Origin of the sequence: Photobacterium sp. GJ3 (genome assembly GCF_018199995.1) — a bacterium.
In the GTDB taxonomy this organism is placed as follows: Bacteria; Pseudomonadota; Gammaproteobacteria; order Enterobacterales; family Vibrionaceae; genus Photobacterium.
The window spans coordinates 922841-942747 of the sequence record NZ_CP073579.1 but is presented as its reverse complement, the minus strand read 5'-3'; the positions used below and the strand labels follow the sequence as shown (position 1 = coordinate 942747).

At 49.1% G+C, this 19907-nt stretch carries 20 protein-coding genes and 1 pseudogene; 7 read left to right on the top strand and 14 right to left on the bottom strand.

Features of this window, described 5'->3' with window-relative positions; all coding sequences use genetic code 11:
- Positions 1–5: 5 nt before the first annotated feature.
- Both prsK and KDD30_RS21220 read right to left on the bottom strand, forming a co-directional pair.
- A complete protein-coding gene (gene prsK / locus KDD30_RS21225; protein WP_211650388.1) occupies positions 6–2075 on the bottom strand; it encodes an XrtA/PEP-CTERM system histidine kinase PrsK in 2070 nt (689 codons plus the stop codon).
- A 125-nt stretch (positions 2076–2200) separates the two neighbouring features.
- Positions 2201–2407: a hypothetical protein gene (locus KDD30_RS21220; RefSeq protein ID WP_211650380.1), complete on the bottom strand. Its 207-nt coding sequence runs from the start codon at positions 2405–2407 to the stop codon at positions 2201–2203.
- Positions 2408–2775: 368 nt separating this feature from the next.
- On the opposite strand from KDD30_RS21220, the gene KDD30_RS21215 reads away from it, so the two are divergent.
- The gene (locus tag KDD30_RS21215; RefSeq protein ID WP_211650377.1) at positions 2776–4557 is read left to right on the top strand and encodes a lysophospholipid acyltransferase family protein; all 1782 of its coding nucleotides are present in this window, start codon (positions 2776–2778) and stop codon (positions 4555–4557) included.
- Here the strand turns inward: KDD30_RS21215 and KDD30_RS21210 are convergent.
- The 11 genes from KDD30_RS21210 to KDD30_RS21160 all read right to left on the bottom strand — a co-directional run bounded on the left by KDD30_RS21210 (position 4554) and on the right by KDD30_RS21160 (position 15046).
- Complete coding sequence (locus KDD30_RS21210; RefSeq protein WP_211650369.1) at positions 4554–5000, bottom strand: META domain-containing protein; 447 nt, start codon at positions 4998–5000, stop codon at positions 4554–4556. The two genes, KDD30_RS21215 and KDD30_RS21210, sit on opposite strands and share 4 nt — an antisense overlap.
- Before the next feature lie 56 nt (positions 5001–5056).
- Positions 5057–5296 carry a cysteine-rich CWC family protein gene (locus KDD30_RS21205; RefSeq protein ID WP_371826103.1) on the bottom strand — a complete coding sequence of 80 codons (240 nt, stop codon included), beginning with the start codon at positions 5294–5296 and terminating at the stop codon, positions 5057–5059.
- Positions 5297–5447: 151 nt separating this feature from the next.
- Entirely contained in the window at positions 5448–7562 is a 2115-nt protein-coding gene (gene ovoA, locus KDD30_RS21200; RefSeq protein WP_211650365.1) for a 5-histidylcysteine sulfoxide synthase, read from the bottom strand.
- A gap of 168 nt (positions 7563–7730) precedes the next feature.
- Positions 7731–8042, bottom strand: coding sequence for a hypothetical protein (locus tag KDD30_RS21195; RefSeq protein ID WP_211650357.1), 312 nt, complete (start codon positions 8040–8042; stop codon positions 7731–7733).
- Positions 8043–8404: 362 nt separating this feature from the next.
- Positions 8405–8947, bottom strand: coding sequence for a GNAT family N-acetyltransferase (locus tag KDD30_RS21190; RefSeq protein ID WP_249199347.1), 543 nt, complete (start codon positions 8945–8947; stop codon positions 8405–8407).
- Between the two features lie 131 nt (positions 8948–9078).
- The gene (locus KDD30_RS21185; protein ID WP_211650355.1) at positions 9079–9900 is read right to left on the bottom strand and encodes a sterol desaturase family protein; all 822 of its coding nucleotides are present in this window, start codon (positions 9898–9900) and stop codon (positions 9079–9081) included.
- Positions 9888–10331 (bottom strand): SRPBCC family protein, encoded by a 444-nt coding sequence (locus tag KDD30_RS21180; protein ID WP_211650354.1) that lies wholly within the window; start codon positions 10329–10331, stop codon positions 9888–9890. Before KDD30_RS21180 ends, KDD30_RS21185 begins: the two co-directional genes overlap by 13 nt.
- A gap of 905 nt (positions 10332–11236) precedes the next feature.
- Entirely contained in the window at positions 11237–11800 is a 564-nt protein-coding gene (locus KDD30_RS21175) for a hypothetical protein (protein ID WP_211650352.1), read from the bottom strand.
- Between the two features lie 159 nt (positions 11801–11959).
- Entirely contained in the window at positions 11960–12832 is an 873-nt protein-coding gene (locus KDD30_RS21170; RefSeq protein WP_211650350.1) for an NAD(P)-dependent oxidoreductase, read from the bottom strand.
- A gap of 124 nt (positions 12833–12956) precedes the next feature.
- The gene (locus KDD30_RS21165; protein ID WP_211650348.1) at positions 12957–13250 is read right to left on the bottom strand and encodes a DUF406 family protein; all 294 of its coding nucleotides are present in this window, start codon (positions 13248–13250) and stop codon (positions 12957–12959) included.
- A 191-nt stretch (positions 13251–13441) separates the two neighbouring features.
- A complete protein-coding gene (locus KDD30_RS21160) occupies positions 13442–15046 on the bottom strand; it encodes a PAS domain-containing methyl-accepting chemotaxis protein (protein ID WP_211650346.1) in 1605 nt (534 codons plus the stop codon).
- 232 nt (positions 15047–15278) lie between these two features.
- Here KDD30_RS21160 and KDD30_RS21155 point away from each other — a divergent pair, with 232 nt between their 5' ends.
- From KDD30_RS21155 to KDD30_RS21140, 4 genes are all read left to right on the top strand, one after another.
- Positions 15279–15527, top strand: coding sequence for a hypothetical protein (locus KDD30_RS21155; RefSeq protein WP_211650344.1), 249 nt, complete (start codon positions 15279–15281; stop codon positions 15525–15527).
- Positions 15528–15575: 48 nt separating this feature from the next.
- Complete coding sequence (locus KDD30_RS21150; RefSeq protein WP_211650343.1) at positions 15576–15794, top strand: hypothetical protein; 219 nt, start codon at positions 15576–15578, stop codon at positions 15792–15794.
- Positions 15795–15932: 138 nt separating this feature from the next.
- Positions 15933–16538, top strand: coding sequence for a TetR/AcrR family transcriptional regulator (locus tag KDD30_RS21145; protein ID WP_211650341.1), 606 nt, complete (start codon positions 15933–15935; stop codon positions 16536–16538).
- A 209-nt stretch (positions 16539–16747) separates the two neighbouring features.
- On the top strand, positions 16748–17653 hold the full coding sequence (locus KDD30_RS21140) for an alpha/beta hydrolase (protein ID WP_211650339.1): 906 nt from the start codon (positions 16748–16750) through the stop codon (positions 17651–17653).
- Here KDD30_RS21140 and KDD30_RS21135 read toward each other — a convergent pair.
- Positions 17613–18368: a 1-acylglycerol-3-phosphate O-acyltransferase gene (locus KDD30_RS21135; protein ID WP_211650337.1), complete on the bottom strand. Its 756-nt coding sequence runs from the start codon at positions 18366–18368 to the stop codon at positions 17613–17615. The genes KDD30_RS21140 and KDD30_RS21135 overlap by 41 nt on opposite strands.
- A 371-nt stretch (positions 18369–18739) precedes the next feature.
- Between KDD30_RS21135 and KDD30_RS21130 the strand changes: the two are divergent.
- Both KDD30_RS21130 and KDD30_RS21125 read left to right on the top strand, forming a co-directional pair.
- Positions 18740–19221, top strand: a pseudogene (locus tag KDD30_RS21130) (NlpC/P60 family protein).
- 95 nt (positions 19222–19316) lie between these two features.
- Positions 19317–19835 carry an aminoacyl-tRNA deacylase gene (locus tag KDD30_RS21125; RefSeq protein WP_211650335.1) on the top strand — a complete coding sequence of 173 codons (519 nt, stop codon included), beginning with the start codon at positions 19317–19319 and terminating at the stop codon, positions 19833–19835.
- Positions 19836–19907: the final 72 nt, after the last annotated feature.

The following is a 19907-nucleotide window of genomic DNA, read 5'->3' as shown; positions in this document are numbered from 1 at the left end:
TTTCCTTACTGGCAAGATTCACTGTCATGGGTGGGTTGTGCGGCGATGCTCAGCGGTAAATGAAGGTGGATCGATGTGCCTTGAGCTGGCTCAGACAGCACATCAATGTAGCCACCCAGTTGTTCCACCATCATTTTGGCGTCGTATGCCCCAATGCCCATGCCTGCATTACCTTTTGTTGTATCAAAAGGTTTAAATAACCGGTTTTCGATGAAATCCCGGCTCATGCCACGCCCGTTATCCGAAATACTGATGCGGTAAAAATCGGTTGTGACCGCTGTCGAGATGTGAACATATCCCGAGTCATCGGTGGCTTCCTGAGCATTTTGAATCAGGTGTGACAGCACATTACTGAACCGTTCGCGGTCAGCCTGAAAACAGAAGGGAAGTACGGACTGACCAATGATTGCGGGAGCGGGAAGTTTGACGGCGCGATGCTTGCAGACCTGATGAATCAGCTGATCGAGGTCGATCGTTTCCATGGACTGGTGATCGACCCGCTTGTTGTTGAGTTGAGTCAGGACTTTGGTTAACCGGCTGGCTGCGGAATCCACCGTCTCAAAAGCGTCCTCAATGAACGCGGGGTTGTCTTTATGTTTGGCAGCATTTTTACTCAGCAACTGAAGCTGTGCTAAAACATTTTTCAGATCATGAACCAGAAACGCAGACATGCGATTGAAGGTATCGAATTGCTGGCTCTCAGCAAGCTTCTGATTCGTTTCAAAGACATTGAGGAACACGGACAACTGGCGGCTGATCACATGCATGAGATCCCGATCTTCCCAGTTCACTTTTTCTGTTGATGTTGGTTTCGAGAGCAGACAAACGCCTTGGGTGCCGCTGCTACTGGTTAACGGGACGACGTAAGCAAATTCTGTGATTGCCGCCAGCGCGTCCGGATCGATTTCAAAAGGGGCGGGCTCCCGATGCTGTTTTGCTTGCTGAATGTCCAGGATCCACTGATGTTCCAGAACGGGGAAGGCGACATTGGTAAGCAAGAGATCAATTTCCGGATGCGGACTGTCAATGGCGATACTGGCCTGAACTTTCAGTCTTGGGCCTTGCCGCGTGGCCAGTACACCTTTGTCACAACCAAATGGATGCATCATCGCGCGCAGGGCGGTGTCATACTCCGTTCCTTCCGGCTGCTCCAATGTGGTGGTAAACCGCATCCATTCTTCACGGTATTCATATTTGTTGGCAAAGAAATGTTTGGTGATGAACACCATGATGTTTTTCCGAAAAGTCTCGGAGAGAAACAGGCTGGCCAGCACCAGCCCGCTGAGCGCAAAAAACAGGATCTGAATCGTGTCACTCCATTGCCCGCCCATCGATTTGATATAAAAGCCTGCCAGCGACATCACCAGTAAGTACCCGGCTGCAACCAGTAACAGACTGCTGTGATAGATGATATCCCGCGACACATAAACCCGGCTTTGCCAGTGCTTGGCCCGTCGTGCCGTCAGTAAGATCAGGGGCAGAGAAACCAGCATGATCCACCCCCGACTGAGCCAGAATCCGGGCGCGAGCACATTGGTCAGAAATGCATCGGCATACAGTGCAAAGTGGTAGGCAAAGTACATCCCAAGCCCGAGGCAAAGCGGTTTAATTGCCCAGCGATCTTCTTTCAGGGTTCTTCGGTAACGCAGTTCCGTAAACCACAGACCCACGATGGTCTGGCACAGATGCAGAAACAGAAAACTGCGTTGATCGAGTAGAGGCCAGAAAAAACGCAGCCCTTCCAGAACGGCGATTCCCAGAATGGCAAGACACAGGAACGCCGGGACTTTTTCTGAAAATAAGCGCGAGAACCGCGGTGTGTCGGTCAGGCTGCTGGTCACCAGCAGACACCAGCCCAGTGTCAGAAGACTCTCGGTAAAGAGAACCGGCAGGATCGAGAGCTGGTACCGGACCTGAAAATAAGAAGCAATGGCCCAGCCCGTGCCGAGCAGGCAGGTCGATTGCAGCAACCGTTTTGGCAGGCTTTTCGCTTTTGTGGTTAATAACAGCAGAAAAATAAACAGAAAACCTGCTGCGGCTGACAGGTAGCCAATGGTGCCAAGCAGCGTGTCCAATGTGACGTCCTTTGTGAATGCTGGGATCAGTCAGCTGGTTGAATCAAGGTGTCCTTTTCTGTGGCAGAAAATCACCGGAACAGGACATTTTTGTGATCTCTATTGAGAGAATAGCCCAGGAAAGGTTACTTGATGGGGTGTTGGAGGGAATCAAACAGTTCTGTAGCAGAAGTGCTACAGATCGCATGGATGCTGGTTTCCGGCTGATTGTTCAGCCAGTGGATCAATCCGGCCATGCCATTTTCACACTGTTCGGGTATCAGCATGAAAGCTGCCATAAAGAGCAGCAGCGGAAAGATGTTCAGCAACAGAATCAGGATAACTTTATTCACAACAACGCATCCTCTTTTTCCAGTGACCTCCTTCCTTAGTGGTTATGTTTGGGAGCTGATGTTTTGAAGATAGCGCGCGATGCACTGAAGTATTGGCTTAATGTTAAGAACCTTTGTCCGTGCAAAATCCCTCCGAAATCGCCTCTGTGGCCGTATGTTACAAAATGTGAGCTCGATTCTGTTTCATGAAACCGACGCATATCTCTCATCATTCTGAAGCCGAAATGACACGGTCGAGTCATAAATTTTTCTCATACTTGTCGTGTATACCCAAGTGACCTCCGGTCTGACGGCTTTGTTGCAGACATGCCAGATGAGCACGCAGGCTGAGGTTGCTTGGGTATACACCCACTGAGGATGGAGACACTATGGAAACCACAAGTCCTTTTCGTTTACCACGGAAGACCCCGTTTGGGGTTGGTGAAAAACTGACAGAATGGGCAACGGGTTTGCACAGATTGAGCCGTTTTTACGCACAACGGCCTGTCGGTCAGGATACCGAGGCATTTTTGCGGTATGCCCTGGAAGTACTCGGGATTGATTATCAGGTTGTGAAAGGCGGATGTCATCACATTCCTGAGCAGGGTGCGGTGGTTGTGGTGGCAAACCATCCGTTGGGCTGCGCAGAGGGCATTATCCTGGCGAGCATTTTGCGGGGAATTCGCCCGGATGTGAAAATTCTTGCCAACCATTACCTGAAAACGGTACCTGAGCTGGATGCGCTGTTTATTGGCGTGGATGTGTTTGAAGGACAGGATGCGGTCCGGGCGAATGCCCGTGCCATGCGGGAAGCGAATCGTCATTTATCGGCGGGTGGATTGCTTTTGATGTTCCCGGCCGGAGAAGTGTCGGTTTACGATAAAAAAACCAAGCAGCTGCGGGATAAGGGCTGGAGCAAGTCAGTCAGCCGATTCATTCAGAAGCATCAGGCGACAACCGTGCCAGTATTCATCGGCGGCCAGAACAGCCGTCAGTTTTATATGGCGGGCAAGATTCATCCGATCCTGCGCACACTGATGCTGGGCCGTGAAATGCTGAATAAGCGTGAGGTCCGGATTCCCATCGCGATTGGGGAGCCGATTCGTTACAGCGAGGTCAAAAATATCGGGGATGGACAGGAACTGGCAAATTACCTGAAACTGAATACCTATCTGTTGGGGAGCCAGGCAAAACTGACACCGCAAACGCACGCGCGACAGAGCCAGACTTTCTCGCCGGCAGAAACAATTGAAGCCCCTGTCAGTCGCAATTTGCTGGAAGCCGACATTGCCCGGCTGAACGAGACAGACAAAATGCTCAGTCAGGGTGAGTTCGATGTGTATTGCGCGCGGGCAGCGCAGATTCCTGCGATCCTCAGAGAGCTGGGGCGTATCCGGGAAATCAATTTCCGTGCGGTTGGCGAAGGGACCGGCAAGTCCATTGACTTAGATGACTTTGACCAAAATTATCGCCACTTATTTGTGTGGGATCGGGAAGCCGGACAAATTGTCGGGGCTTACCGGCTGGGCCTGACCGATGAGCTGATGGCCGAACAGGGACTGAGCGGTCTCTATTCACGCACGCTGTTTCACTATGATGAACGTTTTATTGCGGCATATGGTGCATCGATTGAACTGGGCCGCTCTGTTGTGGCCGAATCTTACCAGCGCAGCCTGAGTGCTTTGCTGCTGCTCTGGAAAGGGATTTCAGCATTTGTGAGCCGCAATCCGAAGTATACGCACTTGTTCGGACCGGTGAGTATCAGTGGTGATTACAGTCAGGAAGCGCGTCAGCTTATGGCTGCCTGCATGACGGTTCATCACTCGGATGCACAGGGCGCGAAGCTGGTGTCACCCACGAATCCGCTGGAGAATGATCAACGTGTATTCTGGCAGCCTGACATGTTGTCGGCATTGGCTGATGTCCAGTTGCTGTCGAAAGTTCTGGCACGTATGGATGAAGGGAAAGGGGTGCCTGTCCTGCTTCGGCAGTATCTGGGTTTGAACGGTAAGCTGGTGTGCTTTAACGTCGATCCGGATTTCAATGATGCACTGGATGGTCTGATCGTCGTGGATTTAACTCAGGTGCCGGAAAAGACGCTGGCAAAGTATATGACCCCGGAAAAAACGTCAGCCTATTTTGCTTATCATGGCGTTGAATCGAGGGGTTAAGGCGCTGTATCAGAAGGCGTGTGCAGTGCTTCGGGAATATAAGTCAGTACATGCTGTTCAGTCGTCAGCGTCAGGGTATTGCTTTCCAGTGCGGTGGTGTTCCACTGTTGCAATGAACTGACCACGACGGATTCAATCGTTGCCACTTCATTCTGAATACAGGCCATTTTCGTGGAAACCAGTGAGGTCACTCTGAACTGGTTTCCATTTTGAAGTTCGGCTAATCCCATGAACTGATTACATCCACTGAATCCCGTTGCTTTGAATTGCCCATCCAGGCTCAGGCGAATCGGTTCCCGGATCTCTGTCTGGGTGAGCTCCCGCCCGTCAATCTTACTGAGTACCCAATCTTGTTGCAGATCTTTTGCCGTAAAACCTGCTTTAGGGGGAGGATTACAGCCCAGCATGCTCAAACAGATTGATAACCAGATCCACTTTCTCATAGGTGTGTCACTCTCAGACAACAAGCAGGAGTCACTCTAATAGTAGCAGTTGATGCTCACTGCGGAGGCAGACTCGCGAGACAGGCACGACAGACACACTTGCCTTCGGGCAGACTGCTGGTATCGCGTTTGCTGAGTTCGAAACACCAGCAGGATTGTTGATTATCGTCTATTGCGCAGTAGGCCGGATTGCCGCATCGCTCACAGGTGTGAGTAGATTCTGTTCCTTGAATTTGTGCGATAGCTTGTGTATGTGCTTCATCATTCATGAGCCGCCACTCACTGATTTCTTTCATGGTCCTCAGGCATCCGCTGCAAATACCTTCCTGATTCTTACACTTCGCGACGCAAGGGGTTTTCACTTCGCTGTTCCTATCCATCAAAAGCGGGCATTCTACCCCAGACCTGCGTCAATGTATCGGTCTGGGGGAGATTCTCCAATGCCCGTTAACGCTTGCGCCAGATCGTCATTTCAGAAACGGTATGTTGAAATTTTCGCTTGGTTTCCCGGATGACAAAAGGAATTTCTTTCACGGCGACCAGTTCAAAATGCGGGATCAGGGTTTCCGTCAGTCCGTCCAGCGTTGTGAAGTTTTCACCGTTGACTTTAATCCCGCCCAGCCATTTATCTTTGGCAGTATAGTCCTCAAGCCAAGTGTAGGGAGAGGTGATCACCAGATAGCCGCCGGGCGCAATCCGTGCAGCAATGCTGGTCAGAAAGCCTGCCGGATCACCCAGCCGATCGATCAGGTTTGAGGCGTAAACCAAATCGTAATCTGTAAATTGGGGTTTCAGGTTGCAGGCATCGCCCTGACTGAAATGGATTTTGTCGCTCAGGTTCTGATAACCGATCTGATCCAGCGTGATACTTTTGAACTCAACCAGATCCCCTTCGGTTGGAATTGTGTAACGCTTCTCACCTTGTTCAAGCAAAGCGTAGGCCTGCTGTATAAACCGGGCAGAGAAGTCGATGCCATCGACATGGTCAAAGCGTTTTGCCAGCTCAAAACTTGCGCGCCCGACAGAGCAACCAATATCCAGCGCTCGCCGTGTCTGGTGCAGGGAGACTTCTTCCAGACATTGCTTCACGCCATTGACACAGAAATTCGGCACATTGAAATATTCCTGACCGTAGTGGAACTCCAGATATTGAGCGATCAATTCATTGGTTTCATACACGTTGAGGTGCGTCATGCTGGCTGGATCCTGTTTTGAGACGACATACCGGAATCCGGCGTGCTGATAAAAATGTCGGCGAAATGCGTAACGCGACTCGGGAATGCTTTCGTTACCGGTTGATATCCAGGATCCACCTTTCATCAGGTTATGTTTACCATCAAATGTTGGTGTCGAGAAATCATCATATAACGGGTGGACTTGGAAGCCCTGGAAGCCGTCGATTGTCGTTTCGGTCCATTGCCAGACATTGCCCACAATGTCGCATAAGCCATTGTGTTCGAAGCGGTCAACCGGACAGGATGAAGCAAAATAAGCCAGCTCAGTATTGCCGGGCACTTCCTGCCAGTGCGGAGAGGCTTCTTCCAGACATTGGCGCAGTAAATACCACTCAGCTTCAGTTGGCAACCGGACCGGCAGCTGCGCTTGCTCTGCTTTCCAGCGACAAAAAGCTTTGGCTTCTAACTGATTGACTTCAACAGGCCAGTTGAGGGGAAGGGGAATCTCATGACACAGATTGCGCTGAAAATACTGACCCTGATACTCGCGCCAGAAACGTGGCATCGTGGCTTGCGTATATTGGAGCCAGGCCAGCCCTTCTTCGGTCCAGTAACGCGCTTGCCGATATCCGTCGTCTTTGACAAATTCAAGGTATTCCTGATTTGAAACCAGATACTTGCTTGTTTTGAAATCTTCAATCTTGAAATGTTGTGTTCCGTATTCGTTGTCCCAGCCATAGGTGTCGGCATCTTCAGACTTGCCCAGCGTCAGATGGCGCCCGGACATGGCAATCAGCTGATTCTCAGGGGCTGGACCAAACTCAGTGCAGGGGGCCCACTCGGGGGAGGGAGTCAGGTCGGATAAGGGTAACTGGCGAATAATAACGGAAGAAGTCTCAAGGTGAATGCGTTCGTGCTCTATCCCCATCAGGACGACCCAGGCGGGATCCGCGTCTTTGATGGGAAGCGTCAGAGGCATGTCATCAATAAACTGATTGACTGCGTGTCTGACTTGTTCTCGATATACTCGGACGTCATCTACAGCTGGCCAGTCGTAATGGGCTTCATTGAGGTCATCCCACGACATTTCATCCACCCCGATGGCGAACATCGATTCGAATTGCGGGTTGAGTCTTTGCTCAATGTATTTGCCCAGCTTTAACTTATTGATATAGAAAACGGCCGTGTGGCCAAAGTAAAAGATGAGTGGGTGGCGAAGTGGCTCGGCTTTACGATAAAAGGCATCGTCATCGTGGATCAGACGAAACAGGGATTCGTAAAGCGCCCAGGTTTGATTGAATGCTGCTTTTAACTCTTGCCGCTTGCTTTGCTCTGAACTTCCTGTGAGCAATACGCTTCGGGTGGCAGCTGTCGGAAATTGAACCATAACTGTCTACTCTCCTGGAACAGTAAATTCATTTGTGTTTGCATCATGATGTCTGAATGTACTGCTTATGGTGCAGTTTTATACTGTATAGGGCAAGTTTATGTATTTGATATTGTATACAAAACTAAAAGGCTCCCGATTGGGAGCCTTTGAATCAGTCAGACTGACTTAGTTTTTATTCTGGCCGGTAAATGCGTAACGTGATGATTTTTGGCCATTCTCAGTGGTTGCTTCAAATTTCACTGAACGTGATGCATTCAGTTGAAGTGGAATGAAGACCCGACCACGTTCATCAGTTGTGAAGGTTTTGCGTTGTTGAGGGACATTCGCAACAGAGACGGAAGCATTCGCAGCAGGCTGGCCATTCTCTGTCACAGTCACCCATGCGCCGTTGTTGGTATCTGTGACCCGGATATCGGCCAGAGCAGATGTAGACATTAACAGTACAGCGGTTGCAGTGAGTACTTTAAAGCTAGTCATAATATTCACCTCTTTCATCAGTGGCAAAGCCATTGATTGGGTTGCGCCAAATTTTCTAAGGGTTTTTTTGCTACAGGGCTCTCACAATAAGACCTACCTGTTTCCAAGAAATTTCATTCCTTTGTTAACCCAATCTCAGTTAGATGGTCGCTTCATATGCGCTTGGAAAGTATGTCTGCCCAGTTATTACCTTTCTGAATATAGTGATTGATAACTTAATCATTGCTTAACCATCACCATTATTATAGTAAGCAGCAATAATGATTGGATGTTAATTTTATTTCTTCATGTAAAAGTAGAGGATAATTTTGTGGTATTTTTTTGTGGTTTGGTATTTTTATGAGGTATTCAGGCGGGATATCTCAGACTTCTGCAAACTGTGGGGCAGTGGCTTCGTAGTAAGAGAGATCTTCAGTGATCCGATTGACTCGAATCGCTTTTTCTTTGATTCGTATGAACTGAAAGCCTGCGCGTTCCAGAACTTTCCCCGGTTTAGGATCAACTCGACGATGCTGACCAAAGATCTTACTGAGTTTTAGGGAAGAAAAACCATATTGTACTATACAGCAGGCAGCTTCACTGCAGTAGCCCTGATGCCAGAAGGGAACGCCCAACCAGAATCCAAGTTGCGCCGTCTGATTTTCAATGTGGTGGAGCCCAATGCAGCCAATGAATTGCTCTGTATCCCGAAGCGTCATGGCAAAGATAGCCAGCGTGCCTTGTTCCCAGCCTGCAAGCGCACGTCCAATCCACTGACCCGCCATGCCGGAATCATAGGGGGAGGGAATATTGGTCGTGCCCAGCGCGATTTCAGGCGCACCTGCAAGTTTCTGAATTCGGGGGGCATCAGCCAGTTGCAGTGGACGAAGCAACAAACGTTCGGTTGTTAGTAAAGGCTGTCTCACACGATCTCTCCTGAAAACTGAATGATTGACGTTCATGGCTGATGAAAGCACGGGGTGAGCCTATATTAAATAGGTTTCAAATTGATTTCCCCACGACTGGATCAATAAATCATCACTTCAGTGCAGATGCTTCAATGTTGACCGGGTGGACCAAAAAGCCGGTAAAAACGAGTCCGTATGGATTGATTGGGCGCAAGTGCGGCATGAAAGATGTGCCCCCAATGATGGAATGTTGCTTTGAGCGGATGCCAGCCCGTAAAGTCTTCCCGAATGCCATAACGGATAACGATTTGGTCGTTTTCGGGTACGAAAGTACCGAAAAGTTTGTCCCAGATGATCAGCACGCCCGCAAAATTTTTGTCGATATACTCGGGGTTTCGCGCATGGTGCACTCTGTGGTGAGACGGTGTGTTAAAAATAAATTCAAGCCACCCAAGCCGCTTGATCATCCGCGTATGGACAAAAAACTGGAACCCGAGATTCAACCCGACGACCAGCACAACAGTTTCTGGTGGATAACCAATCAGAATCAGAGGCATCCAAAACAGCCACATTCCTGAAATCGGGTAAGTCAGGCTTTGGCGGAAAGCTGTGGTGAAGTTCATCTTTTGTGAGGAGTGATGCACGATGTGCGATGCCCATAACCAGTTGACATGGTGTGAGGCCCGGTGAAACCAGTAATAACAGAAATCCTGCAGCAAAAAAGCGGCAAACAAAGTTGCTGCCGATAAACTCAGATCAAACAGCCTGAATTGATAGACCCATAAAAAGAAGGGCATGAGTAAGATTGTTGCGATGAGATCGGCTGTCTGATGTAACCCGGCGAGCGTGAGGTTACAGAAGATCTCTTTGTGACTGTAATCTGTATCGCCTTTTCGTTTGAGTTGGCGGTATTCCCACAGCATCACCAGAAAAAAGATCGGGCTGACCGCCAGTAAGATTAGCGCTTCCATGCCGACTCACCATGCCTTGCAATATTTTCCAGAGCTCTACGAATGCTTTTTTCAAGCAAAAGTTTAATGATCCAGCCTGTTCCTTTCACTTTCGGGGAAAAACTGATGCGGTATTGAATCTTACTGGTTACAGCATTCAGGCTCTGAATCTGAATCCAACCTCCGTGCTCCTGAAGTGGGCCACCTTTGACAATCCGGTAGTGAAGGTGCTCATTCTCTTTGTAATCAATTACTTTTTCATCGAAGGAAAAGGGGCCCGCAGAGACACGTCGAATTGCACCAATACCATTTGGCATCGGAAAGCCGGGTTTGACCAGATGATAAGTGCCGTCAAAAAAACGCCCCAGGTTCTGATGGTCTGTTAACAACTGGAACAAAACTTCCTTCGGGGCCTGGGCAGATTGCTCCAGAGAGATTGTGTGAGCTGGCATGTTTCTGTCCTGTAAAATTTATAACAATATGTTAACAGGTGCGACTCATCTGTCAAATCCAAGTGCATTGATAGATTTCTTATTTTCTAATGGATTATCAGCACGTTGAGTGCCGTTGAACATCGTTGATTGCCCAAGTATGGTGCAAAACCAGCCCATGATTGTAAGAAAGTTGTACTTGATTGTTAAAGTGTTGATTCACATCGCATTGTAAGATGTCTGATTGATTGATGATAAAAATGTGAGCAAAAACTCACAAAAAAGGTCAAAAATCCTGTTGAAAAAAATGTGCAGGGCTCTTATATTGAGTTTTGTTGATGTGAACTAGATGGTGATAACACTGAAAAAGCCTTGGATAACCTGAGCCCCACAAAATGTGGCTGAACCTGTTACCAACGTTTCCCCGAGCGTTCCTAAGGTCAGTTTCCATTTCAGGATATTCGGTAAGCAACCATCTCGTCCATTAAATCATTCTTCCGGATCTGAGTACCAAGGACACCGCAGTTTATGTGGTATGTATCATCAGAGTGATCTCTGGAAGAATCACGTAAGCGATACCTAAATGTCATTCAACTGTCACAGACATATAGGTACAGTGAAGCGGATTAGGTAATTCAGTCGAGAAAAAAGAAGGCTGATTCCCTATGTTTTATTGAGAGGTGAATGATGACAAATAGAAGCCGTAGACAATGGTTTTATTACCAATCTCAATCTTCTAAGTCGAAGTTAAAAAATAAATGAACGTGCCTCGCACGTAAACGACTGAAAAGATAGAAAGATTGTACAACCATAAAGTAAGTAAGTGAAAGCAGCCAGGAACACTTGAGTATTGTGTTTCTGGCTAAAGTTTTTTATAGAAGATTTATTTCAATTGTGACTGTTGAACGAACATCATCATTTGATGACTACTGATAAATTTTCCCACCGACTTTGATATTCTTTGGAATACTTTCTAACCGAATCCCACCAAGATAAATATCGCCCCGAATATTCATGGTTTGCGGTAGGGTTGTGATTTGTGTGTGTGCAAGATAAAGGTTCCCACCAACAAAAAGATTGTGAGGTAACTGCTTGATTGGCATGCCGATCAGGCTTAAATCCCCGGGGACTCGCAGGTTTGGGGGAATGTGCGTTAAGTGTGTATGAGCCAGATTCAAATAGCCGCCAATTTCCAGTTTCGTCGGTAGTTTCGTGATATGGCTGTAGGCGAGATCCAGATTTCCATCGACACGGGTTTTTTTGGGTAACAACCTGAGATCACTGTTTTCCAGATCCAGATTACCTTTGATATGAAGGGGATCGGGTAACTGAATCAGTTTCGAATGCCGCAGGGAAACATTTCCATAACTGTCGGTGTAGTTCAGGAGTTTGAGTTCTGATACAAATTGATCGGAAGCATAAGCCTGAAGGACAGATAAACTCAGGAAAATCATGCTCGATTGACAGAATTGACGAATTTTTTTCGACATAGTGAAATCAAAGTTTTTATTCTTGCCTGAGATTGTATCTGGCAAGTGCAAAAAAGACAGTGTGAAAAATTGAATTGGGAGTAGTGTCACCGAATCGCAGAAATAAAGAATGAGGTGAATCATGCGCCAAACCATGGGATTGACGCATGTCGAGGCGGATTACTTGTCGAACTGCTTAATCAGTACGGAAGTATCGGCACGCTGAAATCCGCGAGCCTGAAGTTTTTCATATTCAGCGTCAACCTGACGCGCCAGCGGTAGGGCAACACCGTATTGTTCGGCAGCTTCAAAACAGATGGCGAGATCCTTTCGCATCCAGTCGATCGCAAAACCGAAATCAAATTTATCCGCTGCCATGGTGACAGCACGGTTTTCCATTTGCCAGGAACCGGCCGCACCGTGTTTCAGCACGTCAGTCATTTTTTCTATGTCCAGACCTGCAGATTTTGCCAGGGTAATTGCTTCGGACAGGCCTTGGAGTACGCCTGCGATGCAGATTTGGTTTGCCATTTTCGTAATCTGACCGAAGCCGACGTCGCCCATCAGGGTTGAAGCCTTCGCATAAGCCGCAAAGATGGGCTGGGCCTGTTCAAAATTTGCCTGACTTCCGCCAACCATCACGGTCAGACATCCGTTGACTGCACCCGCTTCTCCGCCAGAGACAGGGGCATCCAGAAAGGCGGCCGAAACGTTTGCCGCTGCCGCAGCAATTTCACGGGCCACTTCAGCCGAGGCTGTCGTGTGGTCAATCAGCAAAGATCCTGGGCGTGCTGTGCTCAGAATTCCTTGCGGGCCACAGTACACTTCACGGACATCGTGATCATTGCCGACGCAGGTCAGAATGACATCGGCATGTTGAGCAGCTTCTGCAGGGGTACGTGCCAGTGTGCCAGTATAAGTGTTCAGCCATTTCTCAGTAGTTGCCGTGGTCCGGTTATACACAACCACCTGAAAGCCTGCTTTGGCAAGGTGTCCGGCCATTGGGAATCCCATCGTGCCTAAGCCGATAAATGCAACGGTTTTCGAAGTCATGGTGCTCTGTCCTTCATTGGTTTTATTTATGGGCGGCATCATAGCACAGTCGCTGGGTCACGAAGGCAGGAAATGGCAGTGCTACGCCTTGCGGCAAAGCACTGTGGACATTGGAAGTGGCAGGTCAGGATAGTGCGCGGGACTTGAGGTCGAAGATGATTTTTTCTGCACTGCATTCGAAATGAAGACGAGCTTTCATTTCTGTGTCATTTGCCAGAAACAGACACTCATGCTGAACGGCTGCATTCACTGATTGTGCCAGTCGAAGATAAGGTTCGAATTCAGACTCGATTGCGACACGGTGCTCACCACGGAAATCAAGCTCGGAAACGTCATCACCTTCTCGGATCAGAAAACCAATTTCGGCGGCGACACCACAAGCTTCACAAGGCGCTTCAAGATGTTTTAAATCTGCCATTTGGGGAAACTCAACTTTTGCTTTGGGATGAAGACAGTGTATCCGTCAATGCCGGAACCTGCTATTGCAGTCCGCGACGGAGAATTGCGCAGGATCAAGGTAAGTGGTAAAAGTGCGGCAGATGCGCGGGATGGTCTGAAAATGAAGAAGCCAGCCGAGATGATTCGACCGGCTTACAGGTGGCGTTTGGGTTATTTTTCTTCAAATCGCTTTGCCAGCGCTTCAAAGTCATCAACCTTCGCACTCAGGCCATTGCTGGATGCTTCAACTTGCAGCAGCTCTTTAAAGTTCTGCTCAGAGGCGGCAGCAATGGAATGGATATGCTGACGGGTCTGATCCGTGAGTAATTCCTGATCACTGGCAGCCTGAGCCATTTTCCGGATGAGCTGACTCATTTCATTCATGTTGTTTTCCATGCGCTTCAGGCTTTCAGAGCCTTCAGCAGCAATGGAAACACACGCATTGGTCTGATCGCGGTTGTGCTCAATCACAGAGCGCCATTCGCCAATGGTTTCCAGCATGTGTTCAATACTGTGCTGGATCTGCTCGGTTGCGGTTTGCGTGCGTGAGGATAAGGCACGGACCTCATCAGCAACCACGGCAAAGCCCCGGCCGTGTTCCCCTGCTCGGGCTGCTTCGATGGCTGCATTGAGCGCCAGCAGGTTCGTTTGATCTGCAATGCCACGAATCTCGTCCATCACGGTGCTGACTTTTGCTGCTTCATCACTGAGCTGAACCGTTGCTGATGTAGCTTGTTCCGCCTGAGAAGACAAGACCTGCAGGTTTTGCTGTGTGGCATCCAGTTGTTCACGGGTTTGATCGCTAAAGCCCTGCGTATTTTGCAGGAGTTGCTCAGAATGTTCCGCGTGCTGACTGACATGCTGCGCAGAACCTGTCATATCATCCAGCGCATTGGCAACACTGCGAATATTGTCGTTCTGATGGCGGATGGCTTCATTGACCCGGGTTGCCGTTTCATTCAGGTTATCCGCCAGGGCATGTAGTGGATGCGCTGCGTCGGTCATCCTGCCCAATACGGTCCGCATGCGTGCTGAAGCCATTTTGAGATGATAGTCCGCAATCGCATATTGACTGTCACCTGAGTAGATCAAACGGCTGATACTGTCATAATTTTGCCGGAGTTTTCCCAACTGTTGCGGGGTATGAAACAGCTCTTCGCGGAATAAAATAGCCAGAATCAGCAAGGGCAGGAAGGGCAGTCCTGCGCTGAAAGAAATTCCGCCTTCTATCAAACTGTGGATGCCAGGCAACAAGGTTGCAGCGCCCAGCAAACCGTAACGCACGGAGGAAGGCACCGAGAATTGAAAACTTTGTTTCCCTTCATTGGATCGTAATGCCCGATAGGCTTGTGAGGCTGTTCTGACCATCTCTGGCGTAGGTTTGACTCGTACGGACTGGTAACCCACGATCTTGCTCTGTTCGTAGATCGGTGTCACATAGGCGTCGACCCAGTAATAACCGCCATTTTTGGTTCTATTTTTGACCACACCGCGCCATGCATGGCCAAGCTTCAGGTGTTTCCACATGTCTGCAAAAGCAGCTTTGGGCATATCCTGATGGCGAATCACATTGTGGGGTTTACCCAGGAGTTCAGCTTCCTGATAACCGGCAACCTGACAGAAGCAGGGGTTGCAATAGGTAATATTGCCTTTCAGATCAGTCGTCGACACTAACTGCTCACCTGCAGGAAATGTCACTTCACCGTCCTTCGTGGTGTGAATGGAGATAGCAGACACGTATAACCCTTGTTTTAATAAGATTTTTATCCGGTGCATAAGAGCATAGATGCATCAGCATTTTCAATAGGAGAAACTCGAAATGTTCTATAGCCGCACAAAAAACAATGAATCAAAAGGGACACTTTGAGAGCAGATCCCAGAAATCTGAGTTGAATCAGTTTCATCGTTTCACCGTGGTGCCAGCAGGTTTTTCTGCTGGCAGGGTTCAGTCGAATTTTAACTATATTTAAATTGATAAGAATCGTGATGATGTAGATGAGGGGTCACTATGGTTCTGTCTGAATGTCGTGAAATGTATCAGAAGCACTCCTTAGTTGAAGCGCGTCTTGTGCACGATTTTCTGAGTGCAGGCTGGAGTGTGAATTTTAAAGATCAGGATGGGAATGATTTCCCACTCACGGATATTTATGGCATTCCCTGCAGTTATGATTCGCTGAAACAGGCCGAGGATATGGTGCATGAAGTAGGGAACTGTCCGATTAAGGTGGACAGTTTGTTCTATTTCGCTGAACGCTAGTTTGCTCGAAGCAACCGCGTCATTGTCGTGTCTGTCCCGGTAGGAACAGTGCCTGTCCCGGTAGGAGCGGTGCCTGTCCCGGTAGGAGCGGTGCCTGTCCCGGTAGGAGCGGTGCCTGTCCCGGTAGGAACAGTGTCTGTCCCGGTAGGAGCGGTGTCTGTCCCGGTAGGAGCGGTGTCTGTCCCGGTAGGAACGGTGCCTGTCCCGCTAGGAGCGGTGCCTGTCCCGGTAGGAACGGTGTCTGTCCCGGTAGGAATGTCCCGGTAGGAATGTCCCGGTAGGAACGGTGTATGTCCCGGTAGGAGCGGTGCTAATTTTGGGTTGGCGTCGTGGTTCGACCACTCTTTTCTTGTCTGAAATAGAACGATCGTGCTTTACTGTGTGCAGTATTTTTAAGGACGCGTCATGAGTAAAGGCCGCATTACCCGAGAGCACATTTTAACAACCGCCTTTGATCTGGCCAGTAAAGATGGGCTGGACAGTCTGACGATCGGTCAGTTAGCTAAAGCGTCGGGGATGTCGAAAAGCGGGCTTTTTGCGCATTTCAATTCGAAAGAGAATCTGCAGGTTTCAGTTCTTTGCTATGCAGGTGAATACTTTGCGCTTCGTGTGATTCAACCGGCCCGGATACAGGGCTTTGAGTCAGTTGAACAAAAACTGCGGCATTTGTTAGATCGCTGGCTGGACTGGAATCATTCTTTTCAGGGACGTTGTATGTTTATCGATGCCTGGAAAGAAGGGCGGAGCACGGATGATCCGGTGCAGCAGGAATTGGACATCCTGACGCGCCGGTGGATGGACTATTTGTGCCGGCAGGTCGAAAAGGGGAAAGAGTCGGGTGAATTTCAAACCGATTTAGATGCCTGGCAGGCCGTTTTTCAACTGTATGGCGCATATCTGAGCAGTCAGCTTTTTCATTCACTCGGTCTGGAAGATGAAAGTAATTCGCGGTTCTGGCAGGAAGCTGAAATCATTCTGGCGCGTTGGCGGGTGTCATACCAATCTCAGTAAATCACTGGTCATCCTAGCTTGTTAAAATGTTCGATAACTGCGTTAGATTTTTTGATTGTAGAATGACTACTGATCTAAAAATCTGCCTTGTTCTCAACCATTTTTCCTGCGCTAATTCTGATCATTGACTTACTTTGATTGGTATAACCCAAATTTTTTAATCCACCAAAAAAGCACGACCGTTCTTTTTTCTGGTGAGGAGACGATCAATGAGCAGCAAAATTTATTTCAGTTCAACAGGCGGCGTACAAGTGAAACGTCGTGCAATGAATCTGGCGACCCGGATTTATCACCGTGTCGCCCCTTCTCATGCATTGAAAACAGCCCGGAATCTGTTACTGACGCCCGAGAAGTTCTCGTCCGTCAATCCGATACCGGAAGGGATGCAAACCGCCACCATTGCTAGTCCGGAAGGTCAGTTGAAAACCTATCGTCTGGGCTCGGGCCCGGTGTGGTTACTGGGGCATGGCTGGTCGGGTTCTGCCAGTCAGTTTTTTCCGTTGATGGAACATATGGCGGCTGCCGGTTTTACGGCGGTGGCATTTGACAACCCGGCTCACGGAGAAAGTGAGGGTCAGCACGGCCATTTGCCAGGCTTTGTGAAAGGTCTGGAAGCTGTTCTGGATGCAGAAGCTGAAGAGATTCAAGGGATTGTTGCCCACAGCATGGGATGCACCATGGTCCTGGAAAGTCAGCATCTTAAACTGGTGGGGAAGCCACTGCTGCTGATTGCTCCGATTTTGAACTACAAAGAAAATTTGTACCGTGTTGTTGAAGTGTCCGGATTCTCGAAGCGCTTGTTTCGTGATGTGGTCGGAGAGGTTGAACAGCGTTATCAGTATCCCATCGATGCAGTGGACAGTCATGCACGGCTGGGAGGCCATCAGGCCAATGTGCTGATTGTGCATGATGTCAGCGACAGGTTTGCCCAAATTGAGCAATCCCGCCATGCGAAAGCCCTGAATCACGTCGAACTGCGTGAAACTGAAGGGTTAGGGCATAGCCGGATTCTGAAAAGTGAGGCTGTTCTCGCTGCCTTTACGGCCATCAGTCAGCGCGCCTATCCGGCTGGCATCAGCTGGGTTTCGCTGCAATCGCCGCAGACTCGCTGCTAAGAGAGGCCACCTCGGCATCCAGGGTCGCAATGTGATTCAGCATCATCTGATGGCAATGATCTGCCAGTGCTCTGGCATCCTGCATCGTCAATCCGGATGTCTCAATGGGATCCAGATATTCAGCGATCACGATGCCGTTGTCTTTATTGCTCAGATTGATCTGATTGTGTGTACTGCTGACCACCATCGGCACAATCGGCACACCTGCTTCAATGGCCATTCGGAATGCGCCGGATTTAAAAGGAAGTAAGCCGCGGCCTTTGCTGCGGGTTCCTTCGGGATACATCCAGACGGAAAGATTGCGATTGAGGATAGCACTGGCCACTTGCTGGATGGTATCTCTGGCTTTGGCTTTGTTTTCGCGGTCCAGCAGAATATTTCCGGTGATCCAGTACAGTGGGCCAAAGAACGGAATCCAGAGTAAGCTTTTCTTGCCAATGGACACGGTTCTTGGCCGGACCATACCCGGGGAAGTGACAAAATCGAATACACTCTGGTGATTGGAGATATAAACGGCGTTGCCGATACCGGTGAGCTTCTCTGAACCGCGCTCAATAATCTGAACATTGACGATTTTTCTCAGCACCTTAAACCACTGACTGAAAAAATAAACGTGCTTTGGGTCTCTCGGGCTGAACAGGCAGTAAATCAGCGCGAACAGACAGGTAAACATGATAAATCCGGCTGCCAGAACCAGGCGAATAAAAGCAAGCACATCAACTCCTTGATTTTTTCTCAACGGCTTTTCTTAGCGTAATCCAGTCTTGGGAATTAGCAAAAGAGGTCAGATGAGTAATCCGAAAGACCTCACATTTTTAAACGGTTAACTGGCTGAAAGTAAAGGTAATATTTGCTTTGTCTCTTGGTGGTTCAATCAACTGACGGAAACTTGAAAGTGAGCCGTTTGCAAAAATTGCTTTAAGATTGAGCAGGCAGCTCGCCTGAGGATGCATCGCGGGAAGGCTTCATGCATAATCACTTCTTTGTGGTAATTTTTTGCGCAGAGGTTGAAATGGGGGAACAGAGCTGTATTCCGACGGGCGCTCTTGGCGTCAGCGATTCCCGTTATTGCCCATCTGCCTTGTTATGATTATCGCGGGTTGCAGCACAACGCCAGAGCGTAACGCGACCACAGAAACTTCTGCCCTCCCCATTGCTTCGCAACCTGATGTTCCGCTGAATATCGCGCGCAAACCCCCCACACCGGGATTTCTGGATGTTTATCAAAGCTGGAAAGGGACGCCCTATCGTCTGGGGGCACAAGCCGCCGCGGGATTGACTGTTCTGCTTTTGTTCAGCTCACTTATTCAAAGGTTTATCAGCGCATGCTGCCAAGAACCACAGCAGAGCAGTCCCGGTTGGGCAAAGCGGTGCCATTGACCATGGCAAAGAAAGGTGACCTGGTGTTCTTCCGCACAGGCAGAACGATGCGGCATGTCGGCGTTTATCTGGGCAATAACGAATTCCTGCATGCGTCCACTTCTCAGGGCGTGGTGGTCTCCAGCTTGGATACGCCTTACTGGCAACGGGCGTTCTGGCAGGTCCGGCGTATTCAATCCCCGCTCTGATTTTCTCCGGCACAAATTCGCAAAATGCACCGACTCCTTTCATACTTGGGAAGAAGGCAACAGCCCTCAGGACTGGGATATCCGGGAGGTGACCTATGGCGATGGCAATGACAGTCGGGCAATTCCTCAACAGCCATCATGTGGATTTCAGCCTGACACACCACAGACACACAGACACAGCGTTCAGTTCAGCGATCTCGGCACATGTGCCAACGTCACAGGTGGCGAAAGCTGTATTGCTGAAAGATCAGCGGGATGATTACCTGATGGCAGTCGTGCCTGCGAACCGAAGAGTGATGATCGATAAGATCAACAGAATCATGGGGAAACAGTATTTTCTGATGGGTGAGCATGAGTTGTCTCAGCTGTTTCAGGACTGTGAACCCGGAGCGATTCCTTCACTCGGACAGGCTTACCAGATCAACATGCTGGTGGATGATTTACTACTGGAGCAAGACGAGCTTTATATTGAATCAGGTGATCACGAGAATCTGATTCATCTCGATAACAAGCAGTTCCACAAAGTGATGCGGGACATCCCGCACCGTAACATTTCTGGTTACCGGATGTTGTTTACTCAGGCGCATGACGGTCGTCACTGGGAATGGGAATAACTCAGATGTGAGCACATTGAAGCTACAAGACGGTTCCTGCAAAGGAACCGTCTTGTTTTCAGAACGGGGATG

What these genes read in the sequence shown, in the direction of transcription:
- KDD30_RS21215 (WP_211650377.1), top strand. Translation starts at nt 2,776, where the DNA reads ATGGAAACCACAAGTCCTTTTCGTTTACCACGGAAGACCCCGTTTGGG.
- KDD30_RS21210 (WP_211650369.1), bottom strand. Translation starts at nt 5,000, where the DNA reads ATGAGAAAGTGGATCTGGTTATCAATCTGTTTGAGCATGCTGGGCTGT.
- KDD30_RS21205 (WP_371826103.1), bottom strand. Translation starts at nt 5,296, where the DNA reads ATGAAAGAAATCAGTGAGTGGCGGCTCATGAATGATGAAGCACATACA.
- ovoA (WP_211650365.1), bottom strand. Translation starts at nt 7,562, where the DNA reads ATGGTTCAATTTCCGACAGCTGCCACCCGAAGCGTATTGCTCACAGGA.
- KDD30_RS21195 (WP_211650357.1), bottom strand. Translation starts at nt 8,042, where the DNA reads ATGACTAGCTTTAAAGTACTCACTGCAACCGCTGTACTGTTAATGTCT.
- KDD30_RS21185 (WP_211650355.1), bottom strand. Translation starts at nt 9,900, where the DNA reads ATGGAAGCGCTAATCTTACTGGCGGTCAGCCCGATCTTTTTTCTGGTG.
- KDD30_RS21180 (WP_211650354.1), bottom strand. Translation starts at nt 10,331, where the DNA reads ATGCCAGCTCACACAATCTCTCTGGAGCAATCTGCCCAGGCCCCGAAG.
- KDD30_RS21175 (WP_211650352.1), bottom strand. Translation starts at nt 11,800, where the DNA reads ATGTCGAAAAAAATTCGTCAATTCTGTCAATCGAGCATGATTTTCCTG.
- KDD30_RS21170 (WP_211650350.1), bottom strand. Translation starts at nt 12,832, where the DNA reads ATGACTTCGAAAACCGTTGCATTTATCGGCTTAGGCACGATGGGATTC.
- KDD30_RS21165 (WP_211650348.1), bottom strand. Translation starts at nt 13,250, where the DNA reads ATGGCAGATTTAAAACATCTTGAAGCGCCTTGTGAAGCTTGTGGTGTC.
- KDD30_RS21160 (WP_211650346.1), bottom strand. Translation starts at nt 15,046, where the DNA reads ATGCACCGGATAAAAATCTTATTAAAACAAGGGTTATACGTGTCTGCT.
- KDD30_RS21155 (WP_211650344.1), top strand. Translation starts at nt 15,279, where the DNA reads ATGGTTCTGTCTGAATGTCGTGAAATGTATCAGAAGCACTCCTTAGTT.
- KDD30_RS21145 (WP_211650341.1), top strand. Translation starts at nt 15,933, where the DNA reads ATGAGTAAAGGCCGCATTACCCGAGAGCACATTTTAACAACCGCCTTT.
- KDD30_RS21140 (WP_211650339.1), top strand. Translation starts at nt 16,748, where the DNA reads ATGAGCAGCAAAATTTATTTCAGTTCAACAGGCGGCGTACAAGTGAAA.
- KDD30_RS21125 (WP_211650335.1), top strand. Translation starts at nt 19,317, where the DNA reads ATGGCGATGGCAATGACAGTCGGGCAATTCCTCAACAGCCATCATGTG.